The organism is Paenibacillus sp. XY044, assembly GCF_002257645.1.
Taxonomy (GTDB): domain Bacteria; phylum Bacillota; class Bacilli; order Paenibacillales; family Paenibacillaceae; genus Paenibacillus_AQ.
The window spans coordinates 200,164-226,644 of record NZ_NQMO01000005.1 but is presented as its reverse complement, the minus strand read 5'-3'; the positions used below and the strand labels follow the sequence as shown (position 1 = coordinate 226,644).

Sequence of the window (26,481 nt, the reverse complement as noted above, 5' to 3'; positions counted from 1 at the left end):
CGCAAAGGCATCCGGAGTTTTTTTATGCCGAATAAGTTATATCGCCCGTTGAAACTGACTGGTGTACAGGTCATAGTAGAAGCCTTTGGATTCCAGCAGCTCCCGGTGGTTCCCCTGCTCGGCAATGCGTCCGCCGTGGATGAACAGAATCCGGTCCGCATCCTGGATCGTGCTCAGCCGGTGGGCGATGACAAAGCTGGTCCGCCCTTTCATCAGCGTCTGCATCGCTTCCTGGACATGCATTTCCGTCCGGGTATCAACGCTGCTGGTGGCCTCATCCAGAATGAGGATGGCCGGATCGGCGAGGATCGCCCGGGCAATGGTCAGCAGCTGCCGCTGTCCATGGCTGAGGTTGCTGCCCTCGGCGGCCAGGACCGTATCGTACCCGTCCGGCAGACGGGATATGAAGCGGTCGGCATTCGCCAGCTTGGCGGCATGCTCCACTTCGGCATCGGTCGCAGCAAGTCGTCCGAACCGGATGTTCTCGCGGATGCTGCCGGAGAAGACGTAGGCGTCCTGGAGGACGATCCCCACCTTGCACCGCAGGCTGTCTTTGTCCGTATCGCGGATGCTCGCTCCGTCGATGCAAATGTCGCCCTGATCGATCTCGTAAAAACGGGTCAGCAGGTTGATGATCGTCGTTTTGCCTGCGCCCGTAGGGCCGACGAGGGCGATCATCTGGCCGGGATCGGCGGTAAAGGATACGTCCTGCAGCACCGGCGTCCCCGGTTTATAGCTGAAGGACACGTTTCTGAATTCGACGCTGCCTTTCACCTGTCCAAGTTCCGTGGTGGCCCGCTTGCGGTCCTCGGCGTACTCGGTGTCGAGGTCGAAAATCTCAAACACGCGCTCGGCCCCCGCAATGGCGGACTGCATCAGGTTGAACTGGTTGGCCAGATCGGTGATCGGCCGGCCGAACTGCTTGGAATAGTTCAGGAAGCTGACGATGATGCCGACGGAGGTATGCCCTTTTAACACCATCCATCCGCCGACCGCCGCGATCAGAGCGAAGCTGAGGTTGTTCACCATGTTCATGACCGGCCCGACCATGCCGGAGACGATCTGCGCACGGATTCCGACCTGATTCAGCTTCCGGTTGATCTTCTGGAACTGTTCGACCGCAACAGGCTCCCGGCGGAACAGCTTGACGATTTTTTGCCCGCTGACGGTTTCCTCGATAAAGCCATTGAGTTCGCCGAGGTGCTGCTGCTGGGCTTTAAAAAGCTTGCGGGTCAGCTTTGTGATTTGGCGGGTGGCCACGAGCACGAGCGGAATGCTGATGAGGCTGACGAGCGTAAGGGGCAGGTTGAGTCTCAGCATGATGACCAGCGATCCGGCCAGCATAATGATGCTGTTCAAGAGCTGCGTCACGCTCTGATTCAGCGTGTTTGATACGTTCTCGATGTCATTGGTCGTGCGGCTCATCAGCTCTCCGGTCGGATGGGTATCGAAAAAGCGCAGCGGCAGCTGCTGGTATTTATCGAATAAATCCTCGCGGAGGGCCAGCACGGTGCGCTGGGAAACCGCCGTCATGACGTACACCTGTATCCAGGAGACCACGCTGCCCAGCACGTAGATGCCGATCATCAGCAGGCAGAGAGACCAGAAGCCTTCATGCTCCTTCGGCATGATGAAGCGGTCGATCGCTTTGCCGAGCAGGAAGGGGCCGATCAGGGAAATGACTGCACTGAGAATGGTCGTAACGTATACAATGATCAATCCGAACCGCTGGCGGTTCAAATAGGCCCACAGTCTTCTCAGGGTAGCGGCAGCCTGCTTGGGCTTGGCTTTCTGCATCACCATGTTTCGGCCCGGTCCATGGCCCATCATAGGAGGGCCTCCACGACCGGGATCGGCGCCGGCGGGTTTAGTTGGCTGCGGCATGCGTATCTTCCTCCTTCCGCTGCGAACGGTAAATATCCTGATAGATCGCGCTGGTACGCAGCAGTTCTTCGTGGGTTCCCCGGGCGGCAATGGCGCCGTTCTCCAGCACCAGGATCTGATCGGCTTCCATGACCGAACTGATCCGCTGCGCGATGATGATGTTGGTGCTGCGGTTCATCAGTTCCTTCAGCGCCGCCTGGATGCGCGATTCCGTGCCGACGTCGACCGCGCTGGTGCTGTCGTCCAGAATGAGAATCCGCGGCTTCACGAGCAGCGCGCGGGCGATCGACAAGCGCTGTTTCTGCCCGCCGGACAGGTTGACGCCTTTTTGCCCGATCAAGGTCTCATAGCCGTCCGGCATCTGCATGATAAAATCGTGGGCCTGGGCAGCCTTGGCCGCCGCGGTCACTTCCGCAAGCGAAGCGTCGGGCCGGCCGTATCGGATGTTCTCCAGCACCATGCCGCTGAACAGCACAGACTGCTGCAGCGTCATGCCGACCATCCCGCGGAGAGTGTCCAGCGGGATGTCGCGGACATCCGTGCCGCCGATGAGAACGCGTCCGCCGGTGGCGTCATAGAGCCGCGGGATCAGGTGCACGAGCGATGATTTGCCTGATCCGGTCACGCCGAGAATGGCGGTTGTTTGTCCGGGTTTGGCCGTAAAGCTGATCCCGCTGAGCACGGGATCGGCATGCGGGTGCTCCCCGTAACCGAAGGATACGTTTTCGAAAACGACGTCCGCGGCAGCCGGTTCCATGGCATTGGCACCGGCAGGATCGACGATGTCCGGCTGCTCGTCAAACACTTCCTGCACCCGGGCTGCGGAAACTCTGGCCCGGGAGATGAAGGTCAGCATGTTGCTCACCATCAACATGGCGAACAGGAGCTGAGTCACGTAATTGATATAGGCGATCAAGTCGCCAGCGGGAAGAGACCCGCCGCGGGTAAGGGCGCCTCCGTACCAGAGCACCGCCACGACGCTCAAATTAAGGATCAGCGTCATGACCGGCATGTTCAGCCCCAAGAGCCGGTTGGCCGAAATGGCCTCCTTCGTGTATTCGCCGTTGGCGCCGGCAAAACGCTTGCGTTCATAGCCTGCGCGGACAAAAGCCTTGACGACCCGAATCCCGGCCAGGTTCTCCTGCAGGACGCCGTTGACCTGATCGAGCATCGACTGAACGCGGCCGAACATCGGAAAAGACTTACGGATCAGCAGGACGAGAAAGACGACCAAGACAGGAATGGATACAGCCAAGATAAGTGTCAGCCGTGGGCTGATCCACAAAGCCATGATAAGGCTGCCGAGGAACAGCAGCGGGGAGCGGATGCTCCGCAAAATCATCTGGACTACCGTCTGCAGCTGAACGACGTCGTTCGTCAGCCGGGTAATGAGCGATCCGGTCTTCAGCTCATCAAGATTACGGAAGGAAAACGTCTGTATTTTCTGGAACAGGTGGTCCCTGAGATCGGTGCCGAAATGCTGGGAGGCATAAGTCGAAAAGACGGTGCACCCCACGCCTCCAAGCAGGCCGACTACGGCAACCCCAAGCATGATAAGACCCGTTCGCTCGATGTACGCAAGGTCGCCGAGGACGACTCCTTTATTGACGATGTTCGCCATCAGCGCAGGCTGCAGCAGGTCCATGGATACCTCGAGCAGCATCAGCAGAGGAGCCAGCAGGGCCGACACCTTGTAAGGGCGAAGATAGGATAACATCAATTTCCACATAGGCGGGACCTCACTTGGTATCAGGATCGGCAGACTGCGCCTGGCCTCCAGGCGAAGAACCTAAGACTTCGCCTTCCCCCATTTCACGCAGCTCAAAAGTATGGATGTACTCTTGGATCATCTGGTCAACGGCTTTCAGCTCGCCGGTAATAACCTGCTGGATCGGCTGGAACTCGGGCTGGTTCAGCTGCTGCATCAGCGTGCTGCGCATCACCTGCATGCGTTCGAGGAACATCAGCACGCGGCCGCGTCGAAACGTCTGGGCGCTGTGGAAGCTCCGGCCGCCCTCGTCGTCGCCTTGATGCTCCCTCTTGCCGCGGCGGCCGTGGTCGTGGTGTCCATGTCCGCGGCCCCCGCCGCGCCGGTCGCCTCGCTCCCAGCGGCCGCCAGCCTCCAGAATGCGGGGATCCGCGGCCGAATCCGGGTGACGGCCTGCCTCGTTGTTCGTATCCTCTTTCATTGATATCACTCCTTAAATTAGAAAATGAGTATACCTGTTGTTCTGTTTGTATACAAATGTATACGAATGTGTAATGGGAGTCAATCCCTTTTATCCCCAATATGGAAAAGATTTTCGTTTCTCGGTTCTTCGATATCGTCTCTATATAATGCCGGTCCCCATTTTGTTATAATGTTGATGATTCTGCAGGCTAACAAACCCGATTTCATTAGAAGCGGCTGTAAATAGACCGAGGGTATTTACCGACGTTTTGCCCGCCTTTAGGAAGCGGACAGCCGAAGCAGCCTTTTACGATGTTCGTAACATGAATGATAGTTTATTTGAGGTGAAATAGAGACGATGGCCAAAAAGATTACGATGCAGCAAATCGCCGACCATCTGGGCGTATCCAAGTTCGTTGTATCCAAGGCGCTGTCCGGCAAGGGCGGAGTTAATGAGATGACCCGGGAGCGGGTGATTCAGGCGGCTTCCCAGCTCGGGTATTTTTCGCAAAAGAAAGCCTATATGAGAAGCCCGCGCACGGAATCCACTACTCTTAAGCGCAGCGGCGTCAAGCATTCCGTGATCGTGCTGATGCCTAATATCCGTTTTCAGAACAGGGAATCGCTGTACTGGGGCAAAATTATGGAAGGGATCTCGATCAGCCTCGAGGAACGGGGACTGGGCATGGTGATCATATCCGAACAGAACGTAGATAACTTTGTCAGCCTCCTGAATCCGGAGGGGATTCTTGGGCTCATCGGCGTTGGGGAAATTTCCACGCCGCTGCTGCTGGAGGTACACCGGATGGGGCTGCCGATCGTGCTGGTCGATATGGAGGATCCGCTCATTCCGTCCGACACGGTCTTTGTGAACAACATGGATGTGATGGCCCGGCTGACGACCCACTTGATCGGTATTGGCCATCAGCGGCTGCAATTCATCGGGAACGACCGGTATTCGCGCAGCTTCCGGGATCGTTCCATCGGCTACCGGACGGCACTGGACGAGCAGGGGCTGTCTGGCCAGGAAGGTCTGGTCATCCCGCTCGCCGATTTGGAAACCGGCGACTTTGATGCTGAGATCAGGTCGTGGATTTCACGGAGAATCAAATCCAAATCGCTGCCGACCGCATTGGTGTGCGCCAACGATGCGATTGCTCTGAAAGCCATGGATACGTTGATCGAGTTTGGCGTACGGGTTCCGGAGGACGTGTCGGTGACGGGGTTCGATAATATCGCCGATGCGGGCAAGGGCAGCCCGTCCTTGACGACCGTCCATGTTCCGAAGGAGGCGATGGGCCGCCGGGCTGTCGAAAAGCTGCTCGAACAGATGGACAAGGCGGATTCGCCGCTGGAAAAAATTTTGCTCGCCGGCGACATCGTCTACCGCGATTCCACGGCGCCGGCGCCTGGAGGAGGCGGCTCCCCAAGCTAAGGGCTGACCCATATATTCAGTCAACGAACATGAAAGGCAGCCGGTTTCTTAAACGGCTGCCTTTTCAACGGATTGACTGAATCTGTTTACTTATCGGCAAAAATAAAAGCCCTGCCCGTAATTTTACAGGCAAGGCTTTCATATCATGCGGTCGTTACTCTATTTAAGCGGCTGCTGATTCACGTAGCTGTCGGACAGATTGAGGAGCTTGAGCGCACGGTTATATTCGTCTTCCGTGGTGCCACCGTCCACCGAGGTTCGGCCGCTCAGCGGGTACTGCGCGCCATCCTCATATCCGGCTCCCGACACGAAGAGCGCATTGCCGGTCAGGAAGGAACCGGTCGGCAGATAATACCGCTCGGGAATCAAATTATAGCTCTGATTTAAAAGATCCTGCCCGAAATGAATATGATCTTTGACGGAAACGCCCGTCAGATTGGCGACGGTCGGCAGGATGTCGACCTGTCCGCCCACCGTGTTGTTCACTTCCGGCTGCTGAATCGAGCCGCCCGCCAGAATCAGCGGAATGTTGATCATATCCGAATAGGAATATTCATGTCCGTAAATTTCCTTCATCAGTTCTTTGTCATCACGATCCAGGGAGTACAGCGGCAGTCCCATATGGTCGCCGTAGATGACGATGAGGCTGTCGTCCCAGAGGCCGTTTTTCTTCAGGTCATCGATAAACTGACCCAGCGCATAATCCGCATAATTTTGGGCGCGGATATAATCCCCGACAAACGTGCCGTCATACCGCTCAGGAAGCTGCATGTGGTATTTTCTCTCCGGTATCGTAAACGGGTGATGCGCCGACATCGAAATGACCTGGGCGTAGAACGGTTTGTCTTCCTGATCCATTTCCTTCAATTTTACGGCGGTTTTCTTATACAGCACTTCATCGGACGGACCGAAGAAGAAGGAGTCCTCGTCGCCGTAGAAGGATTTGTCGTAATAATGCTGGAAGCCAAGGGACGAGTACAACTCCCCGCGATTCCAGAACTCCACGTCGTTCGTATGGAAAGTCGCGGTCGTGTATCCGTTGCTCTCCATCAGCCTCGGAAGACTCGGCAGCTTTTTGTCGACGTAGTTTTGCGTGGCCGCCCCGCTCGGCGGCACATAGAACGAGGTATTCACGACGAATTCGGCATCCGACGTATTGCCTTGCCCGACCATTTGGTTGAAGTTCGGGAAGTAATACTGCCCTTTGGCCAGTTTGTTCATATTGGGCGTAATTTCCTGGCCGTCGATCTTCAGGTTGACCAGAAAGTTTTGGAACGATTCCAGCTGAACAATAATGACGTTCTTGCCTTTGGCGTCGCCGAAATGCTGAGTCTGATCGGTCTTGTTGATGCCTTTGAGCTCATCGATCGAAGCCTGGGTAATGCTGTTCAGCGGAACGTTGTCCTCTTTTTTCTTGGAGAAAATCGTATACGCTTCATAATTCAAAATGCCCATTTGCTGGGCTTTTTTGATTTCGTTCATGCTGGCCCGGTTCGGAACGATGTTAAACAGGCAAACCACAAGGGACAAGATGAACAGCACGGTAACGACGCTGCGGCGAGTCCGGTGGTGGGTTTGGCCCCTCCATTCCCGTGCCTTGCGGCCGCGCAGCATGACAATAAACATGACGACGATATCGACGTAGATCAGCAAATAGTATGGGTCCATCAGCGAGAAGACGCTGTTGCGGACGGCCGTGACTTGGTTGACCTGCTCCAAGGCGTGGTAGGTTGCGATGACACCGTAGTATTTGAAATACATAATGACGGCGAAAAAGATCGTGGTGAGCAGCAGATTGGCGATGACATAAGCGCCGAATTTTCGCTTGCCGGCAAACCACTCAATCAGACAGAAAACGAGCCAAATAAACGGGATTTCGGTAATGATGGGTTTCCAGGGCATCAGGTCATTAAACGTAACGGCCCATGCCAAATATCCCTTTAAAAGTAAAAGAATGGTGAATAAGACAAACGGTTTTCGCAGAAATCCACGAAGTGAAGACACATTACCAACTTCCTTCCTTTTAATGACGGGCTGACCTGCCGATATAAGCCGGACAGCTGAGTATATCGCGCGAAAAGCTGGATGATTGCGCAAAAAAATGAGTATCCTGCGGATGCTTGGGCCCTTTTGTCGCATGGAATCGAGGGCAATAGGTTTATTATGCCTTCGGCTCAGAAAGATGTCAAAAGGCGAATCCTTGTCATTTCTAGTTATCATTTACCATATTGGGAAGTAAATGAACCGCTTCCGCCACTCCTCTGCAACATTCTCCGAAAACGTCCGGAATCCGGTCCGTTGGCAAAAGCCGGGCTGAGCTGTAACATCACGACTTCCCCCGTTAAACCCTGGTAAATCCCGCATATTTCCCGCCGGTCAATAACCCCCTAATAACTGTAAAATATTGCATTGATAAGGTCCTGCATTTTAGGTAAAATGTGCGAAAGCCATACAATGTTAAATAATATGACATGTAATGTTATGTCTACTGAAAGGGTTGAGGGGGATGTTTGATTGGCTTGGTTTCAAAACGGGTCTGCCGCTCTGGTGGTCGTACCGCTTAAACCGTCATCTGAAAGAGGATATCGAGGACATTTTTGAAGGGATCGCCCAGAATCGTATACAGATATTAGAGAGCTGGGTTACGGAGTATTGGTCCCATTTGGAGCGTTTGAGCGCACAGCTTGTCTCGTTCGACGCCAATATCGTTCAGGATGCTGCCGGAGCTGCTGCCTTGGAGCCGCTGTTCGCTTCCTATATGAAGAGGGGTGCCGACTTCTCGGAAGTTTTTCTGATCCGTGAGGACATGAAGGTGGTGTATTCCACCGATCCGTCCCGCATCGGGGGGAGCTGCAGCCGGGAGGGTTTACTGACGGCAGGATTGCAGCATACGCTGCAAGGAAGTCCTTGCCTGTACGGTCCCTATTCCGACCCGGCCACATTGGAGATCGGTCCGAGCACGTCGGCGTTTCACGACGCAATGACGTTGATGTTTATTTTTCCGGTTATGAAGGACGGTCAGTGGAAAGGGGCGCTGTGCGGCCGGGTTCCGAACGATGTCTTGGGCGACTTGATCCAACGGGAGCAAGGGCATGTATATCCTGACTCTGGCGATAACTACATATTCATGGCCAAGCCGGGGCTGAATAAGAACATCGCACCTGGAACGGCGCTGTCGCGCAGCCGCTTCGAGGACTTTACCTTTACGCACGGCGATAATTTGAAAGACGGGGTGCGGACTGACTACGGGACGGTACAGGTGAAGAACCATACTGAGCTGGAGCTGGTGTTCAAAGACCCGGCTACCGGAGAACTGCATCCCGGGGTCGCGAACACGATTCGTAACGGCAGCAATCTGTTTGTGGAGTTTCCCGGATATTCAGATTACAGGCACATCCCGGTTATCGGTAAGGGGGTTACCTTTCAACTTCCGCATTGTCCGGACGTATGGGGGATGATGTGCGAAGGGGATTTGGAGGAAGTGTACCGCTTCCGGAGCTTCGGTTGGAAAATGAGGAAGATGCACCTGATGACAGGCTTGGCGGCCCTGGTGTTGAACGGTCTCCTGTTTGGTTTGCTGGCCCGGAGTCTGCCGCTGGTCACGGGGCTGATCGCGGTTCTGGCGGCAAACCTGCTGTGCGGCTGGGTCGCGGTCTCCATTCTTGAACGCAGGGGCACACGGCGGACGGCGGAGCATTTCCGCAGCTTGAACCGGTTTATCCGGATCAACGCTGAGGGCAAGGGGGATTTGACGCAGCGGCTGGACCTGCGCGAATTTGCGGATGACGAGGCCAAGGAGCTCGGCAAATGGGTAAACAGCATGATCGATGCGCTGGAAGGCATTATGCTGCAGGTTAAGCAGGCGGCCCAGGACGTTCAGGACAGCCAGCAAGTACAGCACGCAACGGCCCAATCCACCGTCAGCTCCACGGAGCGGGTGAGCGGGAAGGTCCACAGCATGATCCGCGGCATCCGCGGCCAGCTGAAGGATATCGACGTGGCCAAGGACGTGTCGGTGGAAATGAGCGGCACCCTGCGGCAAATCGAGGAGGCGGCCGCTCAGCAAATTGCGGTGGCGCAAAGCGAAGTGCAGCACATCGGTGGCAAGATGAAGCGTATCCAGGACAAGGTTGAGGAGAGTCATCGGACGATCCGGACGTTTATGGAAACGACCCGGGACATTGCCGGGCTGCTGACAGCGATCGAGAACATTTCCAAGCAGACCAACCTGTTATCGCTGAATGCGTCGATCGAAGCGGCGAGAGCGGGCGAGCACGGTCAGGGTTTCTCGGTGGTAGCGGGGGAGATCCGCAAGCTGGCCGAGCTTACCCGGCATTCCACCGAGCAGATTCAGCGGACGCTGCAGCAGATCGGCGGGCAGGTGGAGACAGCCTTTGCCTCCATGGACGAAGGCAGCAGAGCGGTGGAGGAAGGTACGAGAATCGTCGCTTCGGCCTCCGAAATGCTTGGGCAGGCGAGCAGTCAGGACAGCCTCAAGACAAAAATGGTCGGCGAAGTGGTGGAGCTGATGGAAAAGGTAGCTGCCGTCAGCATCGAAAACCGCAGCATCTCGGCAGAGGTCGAAGGAACTTTGCAGGAGCTGCAGGAGGATATGCAGCATGTCCGTGGCACATCGGAGAATGTGGAATCCATCACCGGATCGCTGTTGCAGCTGGTGAACCAGTTCCGTCTGACCGAGACGCGGCGAAGGTAGCGAGAGGACGGTGGTGTGGTGTGACCCGCCGCTTCCGAATAAGTTCATCAGGCAAGCTCGTGCCCCTTAGCAAGGCGGCACGGGCTTTTTTTAGTGGATAGAGCATTGGGATTGCCTGCGAGAGTTATGGTATGATGGAAAAAACAAGGGGAACGGGTGATCCTATGTCTGAAGAAAACCGGGAGCGGACGGAGATCAGAATATCGGTCCGGCCGCTGGTGGAATATGCTTTCTCGAGCGGGGAAATAGATTCCGGATTCCGGTCGGCCACCGCCATGGTCGAAGGCACGCGAATTCACCAGCAGGTGCAGAAAACCTATGGGGAAGGCGACCAGAAGGAAGTGTTCCTGAAGCGGGAAATCTCGTACGGGGACCTGACCTATGTCATTGAGGGAAGATGCGACGGCCTGATCCAAACGGATGAAGGCTGGATGATCGATGAGATTAAATCGACCTCTGCGAGCCTGGATGCGATGGAGGGGGACGGACAGCCCGTTCACTGGGCACAGGCTAAAGTTTACGCCTATATATACGCTATGGATCACGGCTTGGAACGGATGACGGTCCAGCTCACCTATGTGGAGACGCGTACCGGCACGGAGCGCCGTTTCCGGCAGACGCTGACGCTGGCGGAGCTGGAGGCGTTTATGATAGGGGTGCTGGACGTTTACACCCCATATGCCGCGCTCCGGCTGGAGAATGCGCGTCTCCGGGACGAGAGCATCCGCGCACTGCCGTTCCCGTTCGACGCTTACCGGGAGGGCCAGCGCAAGCTGGCGGGGGCGGTCTATCAGGCGGTGAAGGAGAAACGGAGGTTGTTTGCCAAGGCCCCCACGGGGATCGGCAAGACGATGTCCACGCTATTCCCGTCCGTGAAGGCGATCGGGGAGGGACTGCTTGGGCAAATCTTTTATTTGACGGCCAAGACGATCACCCGAACGGCCGCCGAGCAGGCTTTAGCGCTGATGCAGGCCAAAGGACTGCGGATGCAAACGGTGACGATTACGGCCAAGGACAAAGTTTGCTTCCAGGAGGAGACGGTCTGCCGGAAGGATGCCTGTCCGTTTGCGGACGGCTACTACGACCGGGTCAACGGGGCGATTCTGGACATGCTGTCCCAGGAAACGGTGATGGACCGTGCCGTCATTGAGCGTTACGCGCGTAAGCACCAGGTATGTCCCTTTGAGTTTTCGCTGGACGCAGCCTATGCGGCGGATGCCGTTATTTGCGACTACAATTACATCTTTGATCCCCGGGTTTCGTTCAAACGGCTGCCCGAGGAACAGAAGAAGCAGACGGTGCTGCTCGTGGACGAAGCCCACAACCTCGTCGACCGGGGGCGGGACATGTTCTCGGCCGAGATCGGCAAGGCTGCATTTCTCGAGCTGAAGCGCGGATACAAGGGCGTGGATGCAGGGATTCAGAAGGCGGCGGATGCGGTCAACAAGTTTTTTATCGAGCTGAAAAAAGAATTGGGCGAAACCCGCCAGAAGCTGTGGCAGGAACAGCCCCGGGAGCTGGTGGAGCGGCTGGAGCTGTTCATCGCCGAAGCCGAGCGGGAGCTGCTGGCTCCCAAAGGCGACCCCGGGCTGCAGGAGCAGCTGCTGGATGCCTATTTTGCGTCGCAGCATTATAACCGGATCGCCAAGCTGTATGATGAACGCTTTCTGACTTATGCCGAGATTCGCGGCAGCGACTGCGTGCTGAAGCTGTTCTGCATGGATCCGTCCTACCTGCTTGCCCAAGCAGGAAAAGGCTTCCGCTCAACCGTGTTCTTCTCAGCCACCCTGTCCCCGCTGTCCTATTACCGGGACATGCTGGGCGCCGGCGAGGAGGACTACAGCTTGTCCGTGCCGTCGCCGTTCAGCCGGGAGCAGCTGGATGTGCGCATCGAGCCGCTATCCACCAGGTACCGGGACCGGGACGATACCCGGGACGCCCTGGTGAAGCTGCTGCACGGCCTCATATCGGAGCGCAAAGCGAATTACATGGTCTTTTTTCCTTCTTATCAATATATGCGCATGGTGGTCGAGCCTTTTGCGGAGCTGCATCCGGAGGTTGGCATCATCGTGCAGGATACCGGAATGGCCGAGGAGGAGCGGGAGCGGTTCCTCGCGGCGTTCCAGGCGGACAATGCCGATACGCTCGTCGGCTTCGCCGTGCTCGGAGGCATTTTCTCCGAAGGGATCGACCTGCAGGGGGACCGTCTGGGAGGCGTCGTCGTGGTCGGCGTGGGCCTGCCGCAGCTCGGTTTTGAACGTAACCTGATCCGGGACTACTTCAATGAACACGGAAAAAGCGGTTATGACTACGCCTATGTGTTCCCTGGAATGAACAAGGTGCTGCAGGCGGGAGGCAGACTGATCCGTTCCGAGCAGGATAAGGGCGTGCTGGTGCTGGTCGACGATCGTTTTCTCCAGCGGCACTATCAGGGGCTGCTTCCGGACGAGTGGAAGGGGTTCAGCGTCGGGAGACCATAGGAGGACGCGTCCTGGCACAACGAAAGGGTCCGTCGGCGCGGCTTGGTCCAGTGGGGGTTGATGTCTTCGAACAGGAGGGATCACGGGTGGCGTATGTTCCGAACAAAATCATAGCCAAACGGGACTCCCGCCCGTATAGTGGAGAAAACAGGATAAAGGTGGGATCGTGCAGGATGACACTTCGTATCGGATTGATCGGAACCGGATGGTTCAGCGGTGTACATGCCGACAACTTGGCGGCGATGGATGGGGTGAAGTTGACGGCGGTTGCTGGGACAAGCCTGGAGAAAGCAGACCGGATGGCACGGCGCTACGGCGCAGAGGGGTATGCGGATCTGGATGCCATGCTGGACGCCGGGCCGCTGGATGCGGTATATATCTGCGTGCCGCCGATGGCACATGGTGAAATCGAAATGAAGCTGATTGAGCGCGGCATCCCGTTTCTGGTGGAAAAGCCGCTGGGGCTTGATACCGATCTGCCGGAGCGAATTTTGGATCGAATCCGGGAGACGGGACTGCTGACGTCGGTGGGCTACCATTTCCGTTATCAGCACAATGCAGCACGGCTGAAAGAGGAACTTTCGAACCATACGACCGGTATGGTGCTGGGGCGGTGGATGGACAGCATGCCGGGCGTGTCCTGGTGGAGACGGCAAAACGGCTCCGGCGGGCAGTTCATCGAGCAAACGACGCATATGGTCGACATGCTCCGCTATACGGCCGGTGAAGTGGAAGAAGTGTATGCGCTTTACGGTGACCGGGTCAAGCGGAGCCAGGTGGACGGGGTGGAGGTCGCCGACGTGGGGACGGTCACGCTCCGCATGGCGAGCGGCGTGGTGGCGAACATCTCCAACACCTGCGTCCTGCCGGAAGGCGGCGGGCTAAGCCAGACGGGACTGACATTCTACACGGACCGCGGGATCGTCGATTGGAACCCGCAGCGCCTGCAGCTGGCGGGGCCCGGTGTTACGACGGAATATGCGGAGAAGGGGAGCCCCTATGTACGCGAAACGGAAGCGTTTCTCCATGCGCTGCGCACCGGAGACCGCTCCCGTATTCTTTCGAGTTATGAAGATGCTTGTCTGACGCAGGCCGTGACTTGTGCTGCTTTGGCATCGGCATCTTCCGGCAAGCCGGTCCGACTCTGACCCTTTACCACATCAGCATGAGCAGCGGCGCCGCACCGAGCGTGAATAGGGCGGCCAGAATCATCGAGACGCTGGAGATCGCTCCGCTCATCGAGCTGAAGCCGAAGGCCACGGACGTTCCCGTCCCATGGGCGCTCGTGCCGAGCAGCACGCCGCGGGCGATTTCGTTCTCGATCCGCAGGAGACGCAGAATCATCGGCCCGAGCACGGAGCCGAGCAGACCGGTCATAATGACGAAGACCGCCGTAATGTTCGGCACCCCGCCGATGACTTGCGATACGTTCATGGCGATCGGCGTCGTGATCGAGCGGGGGATTAGGCTGGTAACCAATGAAGTGTCCAGCTTCAACCCTTTGGCGAGCACCGCCGAAGAGATCATAGCCATGAAGGAACCGGTAAGCACGCTGACGACGATTTCGACGGCGTGCTTTTTGAGTACCTTGAAATTTTTATAGAGCGGCACCGCAAAGGCGACCGTCGCAGGCTGGAGCATATCGCTCAGCCATTTGCCGCCGGCATTGTAATGTTCATAAGGAATATGGGTGCACAGCAGGAAAATAATAATGACGCAAGGCGTCACCAGCAGCGGCGACAGATAGACTCTGGGATACCGCTTATACAATCGTTTGGCTGCCATGTAGATCCCGAGGGTTAGCAGCAGACAGATGAGACCGATCATCATGACACCTTCCGTTCTTTATGTTCGGCAATACGTGCGGCGGTTAAGCCGGAGCTGGCCATGACCACAACCGTGCTGAAAATGACGACGAGCAGGATTCTCACCCCGTCGCTCTCCAGCATTGAAAAATATTTCATGACACCGACGGCGGCCGGGATGAAGAATAGCAAGAGCTCGGCTAGCAGCCAGTTCGCTCCGACTTCGATCCATTTGAGCTTGACGACACCGGATTCGAGCAAAAGAAACAAGACGATGATTCCGAGAATGCTGCCCGGCACCGGCAGATGCAGCAGACCGGCCAGCTGGTTCATCGCATATGAAAACAGCATTAAAACGGCGATCTGTACGGTCCCTTTGACGGCATGCTTCATCAATTGTTTTCGCCTTCCTTTCATTGATAATGAAAATTTTACAGCATTCATTTTCATAGGTAAAATGCATATATCGAATGGATACCATTCCAATTGGCTATGGTAAGGAGATAGTGGATCCACCGCAGTGGATTCAAGGAAAAGGAGAACGACGTATGGACATCCGCCAATTACAGTATTTTATGGAGGTCGCCCGGCTGCAAAGCTTTACGAAGGCGGCGGAATCGCTCTACATCACGCAGCCGTCGATCAGCAAAACGATCCGCAACATCGAAGAGGAACTTGGCGTTACCCTGTTTGACCGTTCAGGCAAACGGGTGGTGCTGACCGATGCCGGCCGGATTATTTACGAGCAAGCTCAGCCGATCGTGAAGTCGTTTCAGAGCTTGTCCTCCGAGCTCGGTGATTTGAAAAACCTGAAGAAGGGCCATATCCGCCTCGGGCTTCCGCCTATGGTCGGATCGAGTTTTTTCCCCGAAGTGATTGGGCAGTTCCATCAGAGGTATCCGCAGGTGACGATGCAGATCTTCGAGGACGGCGCCAAAAAGGTGGAGGTTGACGTGGAGAGCGGTTTGCTCGACATTGGCGTCGTGGTGCTGCCGACCGATGATTCGCTGTTCCACTCGTTTTCGTTCGTCCGGGAAAACCTGATGCTGCTGGTACATCCCTCTCACCGCCTTGCGCATCGCGAGTGCGCCGGTCTTGCCGATCTGGCGGAAGAGAACTTTGTGCTGTTTCGGGAGGATTTTGCGCTGCACGACCGGATCATCACGGAGTGCGTCAAGGTCGGCTTCCAGCCGCATATCGTCTACGAAAGCTCCCAATGGGATCTGATCAGCGGCATGGTCGCTGCCAATTTGGGCATCGCTCTGCTGCCGGAAACGATCTGCCGGGAAATCAACCGGGAGCGGATCCGGATTATGCCGCTGGTGGAACCGGTCATACCGTGGCAGCTGGGGATGATCTGGCGCAGGGACCGTTACCTGTCCTATGCCGCGCGGGAATGGATCGCGTTTACGCAGGGGATTTTAATGGAAGACAGGGAGTAGCCGGTCATACGGGTGCGTGATATTTTCATGAGGCAGACAAGAAAGGCGCTATTTTACACACCTTCTCAGACCGTTGTATTTTCCCTTGTGTGGCGTTTTTATCTTCAATATGTATCTCCTCATTAAATTAATGTTTTGTAGTGGTTGAACGACCGTGCAGACACCTTAAAACTCGTGTTTTCATGCGATTTCAGTCTGATATAATGAAAGATGGAAATGCGCATTTCTACTGAATATAACGAGCGAAAAGGACTGATTCACGATCGATAACGATAAAATGAGCAGCCGGTTTGCCGAGGGGAATATCCCCAAGCTGCTGTTGTCTCTTGCACTTCCAGCGATTGCGGCTCAAATCGTCAACGCGCTGTACAATGTCGTCGACCGGATGCTGATCGGCAGGATGCCGGGTGGCGGCACCTTTGCATTAACCGGACTGGGCATCGCCTTCCCGTTGATCATGACCATCTCGGCGTTTGCGGCCCTCATCGGCTTGGGCGGCGCTCCGCTGGCCTCCATGAAGCTGGGGGAAGGGAACCGGAAGGAAGCGGAGAAGCTGCTCGGCAGCTGCTGCCTGATGCTTCTGCTCGTTTCGGGAATGCTGACGGCGGTGCTGCTGTGCTTTCACCGTCCCTTGTTAATCGCCTTTGGGGCGAGCGGTAAAACACTGCCCTATGCCAGTGATTATATGGGCATCTATTTGCTGGGAACGGTCAGCGTGCTCTTTTCCCTGGGGCTGAATTCTTTCATATCGATCCAGGGTTTTGCCAAAACGGCAATGGCTACGGTCTGTGCCGGAGCTGTGCTGAACGCCATCCTGGCTCCCCTTTTTATATTTCCGATGCATATGGGCGTTCGCGGAGCCGCCTTGGCAACCGTCATTTCCCAGACTGTGTCTGCTTTATGGGTGCTGTGGTTCCTTACTTCCAGGCACAGCCATCTACGCCTTCGGCTCCGTAATCTACGGGTGAACTCCAGGATGGCATGCCGCATACTTGCGCTGGGGCTTTCCCCTTTTATCATGCAGTCGACCGAAAGCCTGATCCAGATCGTATTTAATATTTCCCTTGCAAAGTATGGCGGCGATTTGTATGTGGGTGCGGTCAGCATCCTCACCAGCCTCATGCAGCTGTTCTCCCTGCCCTTATCCAGCTTTGCACAGGGAGCGCAGCCGGTCATCGGCTACAATTACGGTTCCGGAGACTACGCAAGGGTGCGGGCGGCGATTCGAATAAGCACGACCATTTGCGGCGTCCTCGGCCTCATCATGTGGGGGGTGGCGGTATTTTTGCCGCGGGTTCCCGTTATGATCTTCACCGATCAGGCTGAATTGATCGCGCTGACGGCAAGGCTGATGCCGATCTTTTTTCTGGGTACGTGCATTTACGGCATTCAACTGGCGCTGCAGCAGATGTTTCTTGCGCTTGGGCAGGCCAAGGTGTCCATCTTTATTGCCGTTCTGCGTAAAATCATTTTGCTGATTCCGCTGGTCTTTGTGCTGCCGGAGTTCATATCGCCCAAAGCCGACGCCGTTATTATGGCCGAGCCGATTGCTGACGCCTGCGCGGCCGTCACCTGCTGCATATTGTTTGCGGTGACGATGAAACGTCTGCTGCGGGATCCTGATCTTGCACGCACAGCCGATCATCGATCGGCCGTCAAAAACAACTGGTTAGATTGAATTAAAGAAAGCCTCAGATATGAACTTGATATGTTGGACTTTTTTAGATATGTTTTAATTGACATATAAATCAGAAAGGCCATATAATTAGGTTGCCTATTTAATTGGTAACCTAATTATTTTTTTATGCAGGATAGCATCCTTCATAGCAAGTTGGGGAAAGGAGGACTATTTGCGTCATGAACGACGATGATAACAACCGTCAGAAAGCCCTCTGTCAGGGTACCGAACCGCAGGAGCATGATCAGCACCACGAAACCGTTGTTCAACTGCTCCAGTCGGTCATGAGGTTTAACAGGGGTGAGTTTCGGCACCGGGTGATCGAAGGCTTGAAAATGAGCGAGATGGGTCTGATGGTTCTACTCATGCGGCATGTCGAGCCGGATAGCCCGGGACTGAAGGTGTCCGAGATCAGTGCGATGCTGGGGGTCACTTCTCCGACCGTCACGCAGTTTGTCAAAGCGCTGGAGAAGAAGAAATGGATCGTACGGACGCCGGATGAGGCGGATCGAAGGGTGGTTCGGATCAAGCTTAGCGAAGAGGGGCGGGAAGCGATTATACAAGCCCGTAAGGCGACAATTCATTCCTTCAAGGGGCTTGTCGATCACTTGGGCATCCAGGAGAGCGAGAAGCTGTCCGAGCTGCTGACCAAGGCTTATAAGTATTATGAAAGCAAAACGCAAAATGATTCATCGGATGGAGGTGAAGTGCCAACATGCTGAAGCTCTTTCGTTCATTGAAGCCATTCTGGCTTCTGATCCTGTTCATATTTGTGCTTGTGTTTCTACAGTCCATGTCGGACCTGTATCTCCCGACGCTGATGTCGGACATCGTGGATAAGGGCATCATCGAGGGAGACATTCCTTACATTTGGAAAATCGGCGGCTTTATGCTGGCCGTAGCTTTGGGGGGAGCAATTTGCTCCATTATTGCGAGCTACCTGTCGGCCAAAGTGGCTGGCGGCTTCGGCAGATCGATGCGCAGCCGGGTATTCCAGCATGTCCAGAATTTCTCCCTGCAGGAATTCGACAAGCTGGGTACGGCTTCGCTCATTACCCGCACCACCAATGACATCGCCCAGACCCAGCAGGTGCTGACCATGATGCTGCGGATGATGATCAGCGCGCCGATGATGTGTATCGGCGGGATCATTATGGCAGTGTCCAAGGACGCCAAGCTGTCTCTGGTCATCGTCGTTGTCGTGCCGGTGCTGGCAGGCTCCATCGCTCTGATTGCCGGCAAGGGACTGCCGCTGTTCAAGGCGATGCAGGTCAAGCTGGACAAATTGAACCGGGTGCTCCGCGAAAACCTGACCGGGATCCGGGTTGTTCGTTCGTTCAACCGGATTCAGCATGAGCAGGAGCGCTTCCGGGAAGCCAACTACGATCTGACCAGCACGGCGATTCGGGTCAACAAAATCATGGCGGCCATGATGCCGATCATGATGATCGTTATGAACTTATCGACCATCGCCATCGTCTGGTTCGGCGGACTGCGCATCAGCCATGGGCATATGCAGGTCGGAGACCTGATGGCCTTTATCCAGTACGCCATGCAGATCATGTTCTCCCTGATCATGGTCTCCATGATTTTCGTCATGGTTCCGCGTGCTTCCGCATCCGCTGCGCGGATTAACGAGGTGCTCAGCATCACGCCGGATATCGATGATCCGGCCTATGCGCAATCCCCTGAGGAAGCCCGCGGCTATTTGGAATTCCGGGACGTGACGTTCAGCTATCCGGGCGCGGAGCAGCCGGCGCTGTCGGGAATTTCGTTCACCGCCAAGCCAGGGGAAACTACAGCGATTATCGGGGGCACCGGTTCCGGCAAGTCGACGCTGCTCAGCCTGATTCCGCGTTTTTATGATGTAGCGGAAGGCAGTGTGCTGGTCGACGGGGTTGACGTCCGCGAAATGACGCAGGAGGAGCTGCGCGTCAAGATCGGCTTCGTGCCGCAGAAGGCGCTGTTGTTTACCGGAACGATTGCGGACAATATCCGCTACGGCAAAAAGGACGCCACCGAAGAGGAAATCCGCGAGGCGGCGGATATCGCCCAGGCGACCGAATTTATTTTGAATATGAAAGACGGCTTTGAGTCGGAAATTGCCCAGGGCGGAAACAACGTGTCCGGTGGTCAGAAGCAGCGCCTGTCCATTGCGCGGGCGCTGGTACGCCGGCCGGAAATCTATGCGTTTGACGACAGCTTCTCGGCGCTCGATTTCAAGACGGATGCGAAGCTGCGCAGCGCGCTGAAGCCGGTGACGCGGGACGCGACCGTCTTGATCGTAGCGCAGCGGGTCAGCACGGTCATGGACGCCGACCGGATCATCGTCCTCGACGAAGGGCAGATCGCCGGCATCGGCACCCACCGTGAGCTGATGGAAACCAGCGACGTTTACCGCGAAATTGTATCCTCACAGCTGTCAGAGGAGGAGATCGCATGAGTGAGCAAGCAAGAAGACCCGGACCTCGGCCGGGAGGACCGCGGCATCCCGGCGGCCATCCCGGCCAAATGATGCCCGTGCAGAAGGCCAAGGACTTTAAGGGCTCTCTGAAGCGGCTTGTAGGGTACCTGCGGCCGCGCCGGGGGACGCTGATCGTTATTTTCCTGACGGCGATTCTCAGTACGGTGTTCAGCATCGCGAGCCCGAAAATTCTCGGCAAAGCGATCACCAAACTGCTGGAAGGCGTCCTCGCGATGGCGAAGGGGACGCCGGGAGCCGGAATAGATTTTACCTACATTACCCAGATTCTGTTGATTCTTATTGGTCTGTACCTGTTCAGCGCGGCGTTCAGCTATATTCAGCAGTATCTGATGGCCGGCGTGGCGCAGAAGGTCGTGTACGATATGCGGGAGCAGATCAACGCGAAGCTGTCTCGCCTGCCGCTGAAGTATTTTGATTCCCGTACGCACGGCGAAATTTTGAGCCGCGCGACCAACGACGTCGACAACATCAGCACCACGCTGCAGCAGAGCTTGACGCAGCTGATCACGTCCATCGTGACGCTGGTCGGCGTCATCGTGATGATGCTGTCGATCAGTCCATGGATGACGCTGATTCTGATCGTAACGCTGCCGCTGAGCTTCATCGTCATCAAAGCGGTGGCTTCCCGTTCCCAGAAGCATTTCATGGCCCAGCAGGCGTCTTTGGGACAGCTCAACGGCCATGTGGAAGAAATGTATACGGGACACAAAATCGTGAAAGCCTTCGGCCGCGAGCGGGAGTCCGTCGAAGATTTCAACAAAATCAATGAAAAGCTGTACAGCTCCGGCTGGAAAGCCCAATTCATCTCCGGCATCATCATGCCGATGATGATGTTTATCGGCAATATCGGCTATGTGCTGGTGTGCGTGGTCGGAGGGATCTTCGTCACCCACGGCCGCATTACGATCGGGGATGTGCAGGCGTTCATCCAGTACGCCAGACAGTTCACCCAGCCGATCATGCAGACGGCCAACATCGCGAACATCATCCAGTCCACCATCGCTTCGGCGGAGCGCGTGTTCGAGCTGCTGGATGAAGAAGAAGAAGTGCCGGAAGCGGCGGATGCTGCTGTCCTGAACAATCCGAAAGGTGCCGTGCAGTTTGAGCATGTTCGGTTCGGCTATAAAGAAGACGCGATGCTTATCGAAGACATGAACATCGACGTGAAGCCGGGGCAGACGATTGCCATCGTCGGGCCGACCGGAGCCGGCAAGACGACGCTCATCAACCTGCTGATGCGCTTCTATGAGCTGAACGGCGGGGCGATCACCATCGACGGCGTGAACATTACCCATTTGAAGCGCGGCAATTTGCGCAGCATTTTCGGCATGGTGCTCCAGGATACCTGGCTCTTCAACGGGACGATCATGGAGAATATCGCTTACGGCCGGGCCGGCGCCACGAATGAAGAAGTGATCGAGGCGGCCAAGGCGGCTCATGCCGACCACTTCATCCGGACACTGCCGGACGGCTATGACACCGTGCTGAACGAAGAAGCGTCGAACATTTCCCAAGGGCAGAAGCAGCTGCTGACCATTGCGCGCGCTATTCTGGCCGACCCGTCCATCCTCATCCTGGATGAAGCGACCAGCAGCGTCGATACCCGGACGGAGGTCTACATTCAGAGGGCGATGAACGACCTGATGAAGGGCAGAACGAGCTTCGTCATCGCCCACCGGCTTTCCACGATCCGCGACGCAGATCTGATCCTGGTCATGAACCAGGGCAGCGTGATCGAGAAAGGCAACCACGAGGAGCTTCTCGCCAAAGGCGGCTTCTACGCCGATCTGTATAACAGCCAGTTTACCGGCGGAAGCATTCAGGAGGTTGTCTGAGGGGGAAAGCGAGCACCCGTAACGATTACATCCGCATTTCAAAAGAGCAGCCATGACGGCTGCTCTTTTTTTGAATATTGGAAATTCATGCTTGAATATCGAACGTGTGTTTGTCAATATTGAACATATAAGTTCATTCAGGAATGAAAACCGCAGAAACGTCTTGCGGCGAACGCTTTATTAACATTAGGAGTCAGGAGGTACGTGGTACATGAAAGAAACAATCCCGCTTCTCACACCCTTCAGCATTGAACGAACCATGGTTGCGGTCAGGGGGCAAAATCCCCGGCTCGTACTGGCCCATCCGGAATATCCAGCATTCACGAAAGTGGTTCCGGTCGAAGGGCGAGACATTCCGGTCACCGTGACCCTGGTAGAGACCGATCAAGGGCCGGCGGCAGAGCTGGAGCTGCTGCAGGCCTGTAGTCCGAAGGAAACCGACGCCATCCGGGGGTATATTGGCAAAATGCTGTCCAACCATGTGGATCTGAGGCCGTTCTATGCGCAGCTCCAGAATGAGCCTGTTATCGGTCCGATTCTTCCCGGGCTGCATGGATTGAAAATACTGCTGGAGCCGAATTTGTTTCAAAATCTGGTGCGGACCATCATCGGTCAGCAGATGAACCTGAGCTTTGCGGCTTCGCTCGTCTCGCGGATCACCGAGCAGTATGGCACTCCGGTGGCGATTGGGGACCATACGCTTTACAGCTTTCCGAAGCCGGAGGCGCTGGCCGCGCTCGACCCGGATGAGCTGATGCCGCTGCAGTTCAGCCGTCGCAAAGCCGAGTACATCACCGGTCTGGCGCGGCAGGTAGCGGACGGCTCCCTTGACCTTAACGCCATGCCGGACCTTGCGGACGAAGAAATTTTCAACCGGCTGCTCCCGATCCGCGGCGTCGGCAAATGGACGGTCGAGTGCTTCCTGCTCTTCAGCGTGGGCCGAACCGATTTCTTCCCGGCCGACGACATCGGGCTGAAGAATGCGATGAAGCTGCTGTGGGGCTTCGACAGCCAGCCAGCCTCTTCGCTCATGATGGAGATCAGCCGCGACTGGTCGCCGTGGCGAAGCTACGCCGCTTACTACTTATGGGCTTGGCTCGACGAGTGGAAGCTGCGGCAGAAGCAGGAGAAGGAGCAGAAGAGGCCGACCCGCGGCAAATCCGCCAGACAAGCGTCGGAAGAACATACGTAAAATCCTTTTAAAGCCGCCTTCGGCCAAACCTTACGCTACGCTTCCTGCATGCCGACGCCGTTCCAGAACATGTTGATGATCTCCTGGGCCAGATCGCCCGCGGAGGGGGCAAACTCCCTGGCGATCTCCCGGTTGCCGATCATCAGCATGGACGCCAGCGTGTGCGCCATGAGCAGCGGGTGTGCGGAGCGCACCTCCCCATTTTTAATCGCCTCGGTGAAGCTGACGGTCAGCACGTCGTGAATCTGATCCTCGCTGACGCGAATTTCCTCCAGCTGTTCGGGCGCCAGCGATGCGCTGGCATCGCGCATGATCGTTTCAAAGTCTCCGTGCGGGAAACGAAGCTTGTTCTCGGCCAGCTCCACAAGCCGGTCGTAGAGCGGCTTATCCTGCTGCATAATCCGCAGGGAGGCATTGCGTGCCTTCTGCATCATGGCGGTGACGGCCGCCGTGAAGAGCTGGGCTTTATTTTCAAAGTGATAGTAAATGGAAGCTTTGGTTACGCCGCACACCTGGGCAATCTGCTGCAGCGAGACCGGCTCATAGCCGTACTCCATGAACAGGGCGGATGCCGTTTTTAAGATGAATTCGTTCATGGGGGTATCCTCCTGCCGGCGTTTGGGCCGGCCCGGGGAGCGTTTGATCGGATGTTGTCCCTGGGATTGTTCCATATTGATGTCCTCCAGTGTTTAAATCCTGATTGATAATTAACCTTCCGGTATATATAATTAATGTGGCATTGCATCAGCGGATATGCCATTCATTGGCATCTGCGGTTTTATGCCGTCTACAGAGGCTGAAAAAGACCGCGTTCGTACTGTCCCATATTGTATCACGGAGCCAGCGGAACCGCATTTTTTCAGCATAAACATGTACTTATACTATACCATTTAGACACCTGTAACAGGTGGGGAGGAGCAGAATATGGGGGATTCCGGATACGGGCGATGGGTCGCCGGAAAAAGAAGCAAATGGATCACGCTGGCCGTATGGGTCATCATCGTGGGCGTGCTAAGCGCCATATGGCCGATGGTCAACAAAGAGGTCCAGAACAATGCGGCCAATCTGGACGACGCCAAGCCTTCGGTTCAGGCTGAACGCGTCGCGGAGGAGCAGTTCAGCACTGATGCAGGGGTTCCCGCCCTGTTGGTCTGGCATCGTGAAGGCGGGCTGAAGGACGACGATTTACAGCATGTGCAGAAGATGTACGCCGAGTGGAGTACGAATCCGGTTCCTTACCAGGATTCTGTTCCGCCGTTTAACCAAATGCCGGCGGCCGCGCTGAAAGCAATGCTGTCCGAGGATCAGAGCACGCTGGTCACCCCCGTGCTGTTCCGCAAAGACGCAGACAGCGACCAGTTGAAAGAAGGGGTGGAGCAGCTCCAATCCGGGATCACGGAAGAAACCGGGCAGGATCCCTTCGCCGCAAGCCATAACTCCGGTTCGGACCTCAGCGTCCGCGTAACGGGTCCGGTCGGCATTTCGATCGACGCGACCGGCCTGTTTAAGAACGCGGATTTCAAGCTGTTGATGTCCACCGTCATTTTGGTGCTGGTCATCCTGCTGCTCATATACCGCTCGCCGATCCTGGCGTTGATTCCGCTGATCGCAGTCGGCTTTGCGTATGGCGCGGTCAGCCCCCTGCTCGGCTTGATGGCCCAGAAGGGCTGGATCACCGTCGATTCCCAAGCCGTATCGATCATGACGGTGCTTCTGTTCGGCGCCGGAACGGACTACTGTCTGTTCCTGATCTCGCACTTCCGCCATTTGCTGAAGGAAGAAGAGAGCAAGACCCGGGCGCTGCTGCGGTCGGTGACGGAATCTTCAGGCGCGATCGCCATGAGCGGCTTCACGGTGGTCCTGTCGCTGCTGGCCCTGCTGCTGGCGAAGTACGGAGCATACCACCGCTTTGCGGTTCCGTTCAGCGTTTCCATTCTCGTGATGGTGATCGCGAGCTTGACGCTGGTACCTGCACTGCTGGCCATTTTCGGGCGGACGTCGTTCTTTCCGTTCGTTCCCCGCACGCCGGAGATGGAAGAGGAACGCGCCCGCAAGAAGGGCAAACCGGTACCGGCCCGCAAGCCGAAGCGTCCCGGGTTTGCCAGCCGGCTCGTGGTCCGCAAACCTTGGATGATCGTCATTGTGACGGTGATCGTGCTGGGCGGGCTCGCTTCCGTTTCCAGCCAGGTGAAGTTTACCTACGATATTATGTCTTCTTTTCCGAAAGATATGGCCTCTCGTGAAGGCTTCGATACGATCGGGAAGCAGTTCAGCCCCGGGGAGCTGGCTCCGGTGAAAATCATGGTCGATACGGAGGGCAAGCCGGACGGCCTGGATCAGAAGCTGAAGGAGCTGCCGTATGTGGATGAGGTGTCGAAAGGACAGCCGGGCAGCCAAGACACGAATATTATCGCGTATGACGTAACGCTCGACATGAATCCCTATTCCAGCGAAGCGATGGACCAAATTCCGGATCTGCGGAGCACGGCAGAGCAGGCTCTTCAGGCGGCGGGAGTAGCATCCCCGGCGGATAAAGTGTGGATCAGCGGCCAAACTGCCGAACAGTACGACACCCGCGAGACCGGCGACCGCGATACGATGGTCATTATTCCGGTCGTCATCGGTATGATTACGCTGCTCCTGCTCGTGTATTTGCGGTCGATTACCGCAACCGTGTATTTGATTCTGACCGTCATTTTATCTTACTTCTCGGCGCTCGGGCTGGGCTGGCTCATCATCCATTACGGGCTTGGCGCGGACGCGATTCAAGGGGCGATTCCGCTGTATTCGTTCGTGTTCCTGGTGGCGCTGGGCGAGGACTACAACATCTTCATGATCTCGAGCATCTGGAAAAAACGGAAGCACATGCCGTTAAAGCAGGCGATCCAGGAAGGCGTGTCCGAGACGGGCTCGGTTATCACCTCCGCCGGCCTCATTTTGGCCGGAACTTTCGCGGTGCTTGCCTCGATGCCGATTCAGGTGCTGGTTCAGTTCGGCATTATTACCGCCGCCGGTGTCCTGCTGGACACTTTCATCGTCCGGCCGTTTCTCGTGCCGGCCATTACGGCGCTGCTGGGCCGCTTTGCATTCTGGCCGTCTTCCCATACGGAGGCAGAAAACACCAAGGCCGGCATGCCGTCCTAATCAGTCAAGAGGAGTTCCTGTCTTCCAGGGACTCCTCTTTATTTGTGCGCCTCGAACCGCCGAACCTGCCCAAGCTCCCCAAACTCGCCAAACTCCCTAAATCCCCTAACCGCCTTATCCGCCGCAAGATTCACCATTTGCTCAAGCCTTCCGCGGCTGTGGCTTCTGCATCTGGCTTATAATAAAGGGAGACAGACCTTTCTTACGAACGACGAGG

The 26,481-nt window shown here is 56.2% G+C and carries 18 protein-coding genes; 11 read left to right on the top strand and 7 right to left on the bottom strand.

Annotated elements, in window-relative coordinates; all coding sequences use genetic code 11:
* Positions 1 to 36: 36 nt before the first annotated feature.
* The 3 genes from CJP46_RS20880 to CJP46_RS20870 are packed head-to-tail and all read right to left on the bottom strand — an operon-like array spanning position 37 to position 4,073.
* Complete coding sequence (locus tag CJP46_RS20880; RefSeq protein WP_373558023.1) at positions 37 to 1,884, bottom strand: ABC transporter ATP-binding protein; 1,848 nt, start codon at positions 1,882 to 1,884, stop codon at positions 37 to 39.
* The gene (locus tag CJP46_RS20875) at positions 1,868 to 3,613 is read right to left on the bottom strand and encodes an ABC transporter ATP-binding protein (protein WP_094597566.1); all 1,746 of its coding nucleotides are present in this window, start codon (positions 3,611 to 3,613) and stop codon (positions 1,868 to 1,870) included. The genes CJP46_RS20880 and CJP46_RS20875 overlap by 17 nt, the downstream gene beginning before the upstream one ends.
* Positions 3,614 to 3,623: 10 nt before the next feature.
* Positions 3,624 to 4,073 carry a hypothetical protein gene (locus tag CJP46_RS20870; protein WP_094597565.1) on the bottom strand — a complete coding sequence of 150 codons (450 nt, stop codon included), beginning with the start codon at positions 4,071 to 4,073 and terminating at the stop codon, positions 3,624 to 3,626.
* Between the two features lie 339 nt (positions 4,074 to 4,412).
* Here CJP46_RS20870 and CJP46_RS20865 point away from each other — a divergent pair, with 339 nt between their 5' ends.
* Positions 4,413 to 5,489, top strand: a complete 1,077-nt coding sequence (locus CJP46_RS20865) for a LacI family DNA-binding transcriptional regulator (protein ID WP_094597564.1) — start codon at positions 4,413 to 4,415, stop codon at positions 5,487 to 5,489.
* Between the two features lie 159 nt (positions 5,490 to 5,648).
* Here CJP46_RS20865 and CJP46_RS20860 read toward each other — a convergent pair whose 3' ends face one another.
* A complete protein-coding gene (locus CJP46_RS20860; protein WP_256992443.1) occupies positions 5,649 to 7,493 on the bottom strand; it encodes an LTA synthase family protein in 1,845 nt (614 codons plus the stop codon).
* 502 nt (positions 7,494 to 7,995) lie between these two features.
* On the opposite strand from CJP46_RS20860, the gene CJP46_RS20855 reads away from it, so the two are divergent.
* From CJP46_RS20855 to CJP46_RS20845, 3 genes are all read left to right on the top strand, one after another.
* Positions 7,996 to 10,203 (top strand): methyl-accepting chemotaxis protein, encoded by a 2,208-nt coding sequence (locus CJP46_RS20855; protein ID WP_094597562.1) that lies wholly within the window; start codon positions 7,996 to 7,998, stop codon positions 10,201 to 10,203.
* A 164-nt stretch (positions 10,204 to 10,367) separates the two neighbouring features.
* Positions 10,368 to 12,683 carry an ATP-dependent DNA helicase gene (locus CJP46_RS20850; protein WP_094597561.1) on the top strand — a complete coding sequence of 772 codons (2,316 nt, stop codon included), beginning with the start codon at positions 10,368 to 10,370 and terminating at the stop codon, positions 12,681 to 12,683.
* 173 nt (positions 12,684 to 12,856) lie between these two features.
* The gene (locus CJP46_RS20845) at positions 12,857 to 13,831 is read left to right on the top strand and encodes a Gfo/Idh/MocA family protein (RefSeq protein ID WP_094597560.1); all 975 of its coding nucleotides are present in this window, start codon (positions 12,857 to 12,859) and stop codon (positions 13,829 to 13,831) included.
* A gap of 4 nt (positions 13,832 to 13,835) precedes the next feature.
* Here the strand turns inward: CJP46_RS20845 and CJP46_RS20840 are convergent, their stop codons facing one another.
* Complete coding sequence (locus CJP46_RS20840; protein WP_094597559.1) at positions 13,836 to 14,510, bottom strand: CidB/LrgB family autolysis modulator; 675 nt, start codon at positions 14,508 to 14,510, stop codon at positions 13,836 to 13,838.
* Positions 14,510 to 14,881 (bottom strand): CidA/LrgA family protein, encoded by a 372-nt coding sequence (locus tag CJP46_RS20835; protein ID WP_094597558.1) that lies wholly within the window; start codon positions 14,879 to 14,881, stop codon positions 14,510 to 14,512. The genes CJP46_RS20840 and CJP46_RS20835 overlap by 1 nt, the downstream gene beginning before the upstream one ends.
* Before the next feature lie 155 nt (positions 14,882 to 15,036).
* Here CJP46_RS20835 and cidR point away from each other — a divergent pair, with 155 nt between their 5' ends.
* The 6 genes from cidR to CJP46_RS20805 all read left to right on the top strand — a co-directional run bounded on the left by cidR (position 15,037) and on the right by CJP46_RS20805 (position 23,120).
* On the top strand, positions 15,037 to 15,930 hold the full coding sequence (gene cidR, locus CJP46_RS20830) for a cidABC operon transcriptional activator CidR (RefSeq protein ID WP_094597557.1): 894 nt from the start codon (positions 15,037 to 15,039) through the stop codon (positions 15,928 to 15,930).
* A gap of 277 nt (positions 15,931 to 16,207) precedes the next feature.
* Positions 16,208 to 17,608, top strand: coding sequence for an MATE family efflux transporter (locus CJP46_RS20825; RefSeq protein ID WP_094597556.1), 1,401 nt, complete (start codon positions 16,208 to 16,210; stop codon positions 17,606 to 17,608).
* A 179-nt stretch (positions 17,609 to 17,787) separates the two neighbouring features.
* Positions 17,788 to 18,330 (top strand): MarR family winged helix-turn-helix transcriptional regulator, encoded by a 543-nt coding sequence (locus tag CJP46_RS20820; protein WP_094597555.1) that lies wholly within the window; start codon positions 17,788 to 17,790, stop codon positions 18,328 to 18,330.
* Complete coding sequence (locus tag CJP46_RS20815; protein ID WP_094597554.1) at positions 18,324 to 20,051, top strand: ABC transporter ATP-binding protein; 1,728 nt, start codon at positions 18,324 to 18,326, stop codon at positions 20,049 to 20,051. The genes CJP46_RS20820 and CJP46_RS20815 overlap by 7 nt, the downstream gene beginning before the upstream one ends.
* Positions 20,048 to 21,928 carry an ABC transporter ATP-binding protein gene (locus CJP46_RS20810; protein WP_094597553.1) on the top strand — a complete coding sequence of 627 codons (1,881 nt, stop codon included), beginning with the start codon at positions 20,048 to 20,050 and terminating at the stop codon, positions 21,926 to 21,928. Before CJP46_RS20815 ends, CJP46_RS20810 begins: the two co-directional genes overlap by 4 nt.
* Before the next feature lie 211 nt (positions 21,929 to 22,139).
* Positions 22,140 to 23,120 carry a DNA-3-methyladenine glycosylase family protein gene (locus CJP46_RS20805; protein WP_094597552.1) on the top strand — a complete coding sequence of 327 codons (981 nt, stop codon included), beginning with the start codon at positions 22,140 to 22,142 and terminating at the stop codon, positions 23,118 to 23,120.
* Positions 23,121 to 23,155: 35 nt separating this feature from the next.
* Here the strand turns inward: CJP46_RS20805 and CJP46_RS20800 are convergent, their stop codons facing one another.
* Complete coding sequence (locus tag CJP46_RS20800) at positions 23,156 to 23,716, bottom strand: TetR/AcrR family transcriptional regulator (protein ID WP_256992442.1); 561 nt, start codon at positions 23,714 to 23,716, stop codon at positions 23,156 to 23,158.
* Between the two features lie 328 nt (positions 23,717 to 24,044).
* Between CJP46_RS20800 and CJP46_RS20795 the strand changes: the two genes are divergently transcribed.
* Positions 24,045 to 26,264 carry an MMPL family transporter gene (locus tag CJP46_RS20795; RefSeq protein WP_094597550.1) on the top strand — a complete coding sequence of 740 codons (2,220 nt, stop codon included), beginning with the start codon at positions 24,045 to 24,047 and terminating at the stop codon, positions 26,262 to 26,264.
* Positions 26,265 to 26,481: the final 217 nt, after the last annotated feature.

Coding starts and splice junctions, on each gene's coding strand:
- CJP46_RS20870 (WP_094597565.1), bottom strand. CDS start 4,073: ATGAAAGAGGATACGAACAACGAGGCAGGCCGTCACCCGGATTCGGCC.
- CJP46_RS20805 (WP_094597552.1), top strand. CDS start 22,140: ATGAAAGAAACAATCCCGCTTCTCACACCCTTCAGCATTGAACGAACC.
- cidR (WP_094597557.1), top strand. CDS start 15,037: ATGGACATCCGCCAATTACAGTATTTTATGGAGGTCGCCCGGCTGCAA.
- CJP46_RS20855 (WP_094597562.1), top strand. CDS start 7,996: ATGTTTGATTGGCTTGGTTTCAAAACGGGTCTGCCGCTCTGGTGGTCG.
- CJP46_RS20825 (WP_094597556.1), top strand. CDS start 16,208: ATGAGCAGCCGGTTTGCCGAGGGGAATATCCCCAAGCTGCTGTTGTCT.
- CJP46_RS20815 (WP_094597554.1), top strand. CDS start 18,324: ATGCTGAAGCTCTTTCGTTCATTGAAGCCATTCTGGCTTCTGATCCTG.
- CJP46_RS20800 (WP_256992442.1), bottom strand. CDS start 23,716: ATGAACGAATTCATCTTAAAAACGGCATCCGCCCTGTTCATGGAGTAC.
- CJP46_RS20840 (WP_094597559.1), bottom strand. CDS start 14,510: ATGATCGGTCTCATCTGTCTGCTGCTAACCCTCGGGATCTACATGGCA.
- CJP46_RS20850 (WP_094597561.1), top strand. CDS start 10,368: ATGTCTGAAGAAAACCGGGAGCGGACGGAGATCAGAATATCGGTCCGG.
- CJP46_RS20845 (WP_094597560.1), top strand. CDS start 12,857: ATGACACTTCGTATCGGATTGATCGGAACCGGATGGTTCAGCGGTGTA.
- CJP46_RS20835 (WP_094597558.1), bottom strand. CDS start 14,881: ATGAAGCATGCCGTCAAAGGGACCGTACAGATCGCCGTTTTAATGCTG.
- CJP46_RS20875 (WP_094597566.1), bottom strand. CDS start 3,613: ATGTGGAAATTGATGTTATCCTATCTTCGCCCTTACAAGGTGTCGGCC.
- CJP46_RS20865 (WP_094597564.1), top strand. CDS start 4,413: ATGGCCAAAAAGATTACGATGCAGCAAATCGCCGACCATCTGGGCGTA.
- CJP46_RS20820 (WP_094597555.1), top strand. CDS start 17,788: ATGAACGACGATGATAACAACCGTCAGAAAGCCCTCTGTCAGGGTACC.
- CJP46_RS20810 (WP_094597553.1), top strand. CDS start 20,048: ATGAGTGAGCAAGCAAGAAGACCCGGACCTCGGCCGGGAGGACCGCGG.
- CJP46_RS20880 (WP_373558023.1), bottom strand. CDS start 1,884: ATGCCGCAGCCAACTAAACCCGCCGGCGCCGATCCCGGTCGTGGAGGC.
- CJP46_RS20795 (WP_094597550.1), top strand. CDS start 24,045: ATGGGGGATTCCGGATACGGGCGATGGGTCGCCGGAAAAAGAAGCAAA.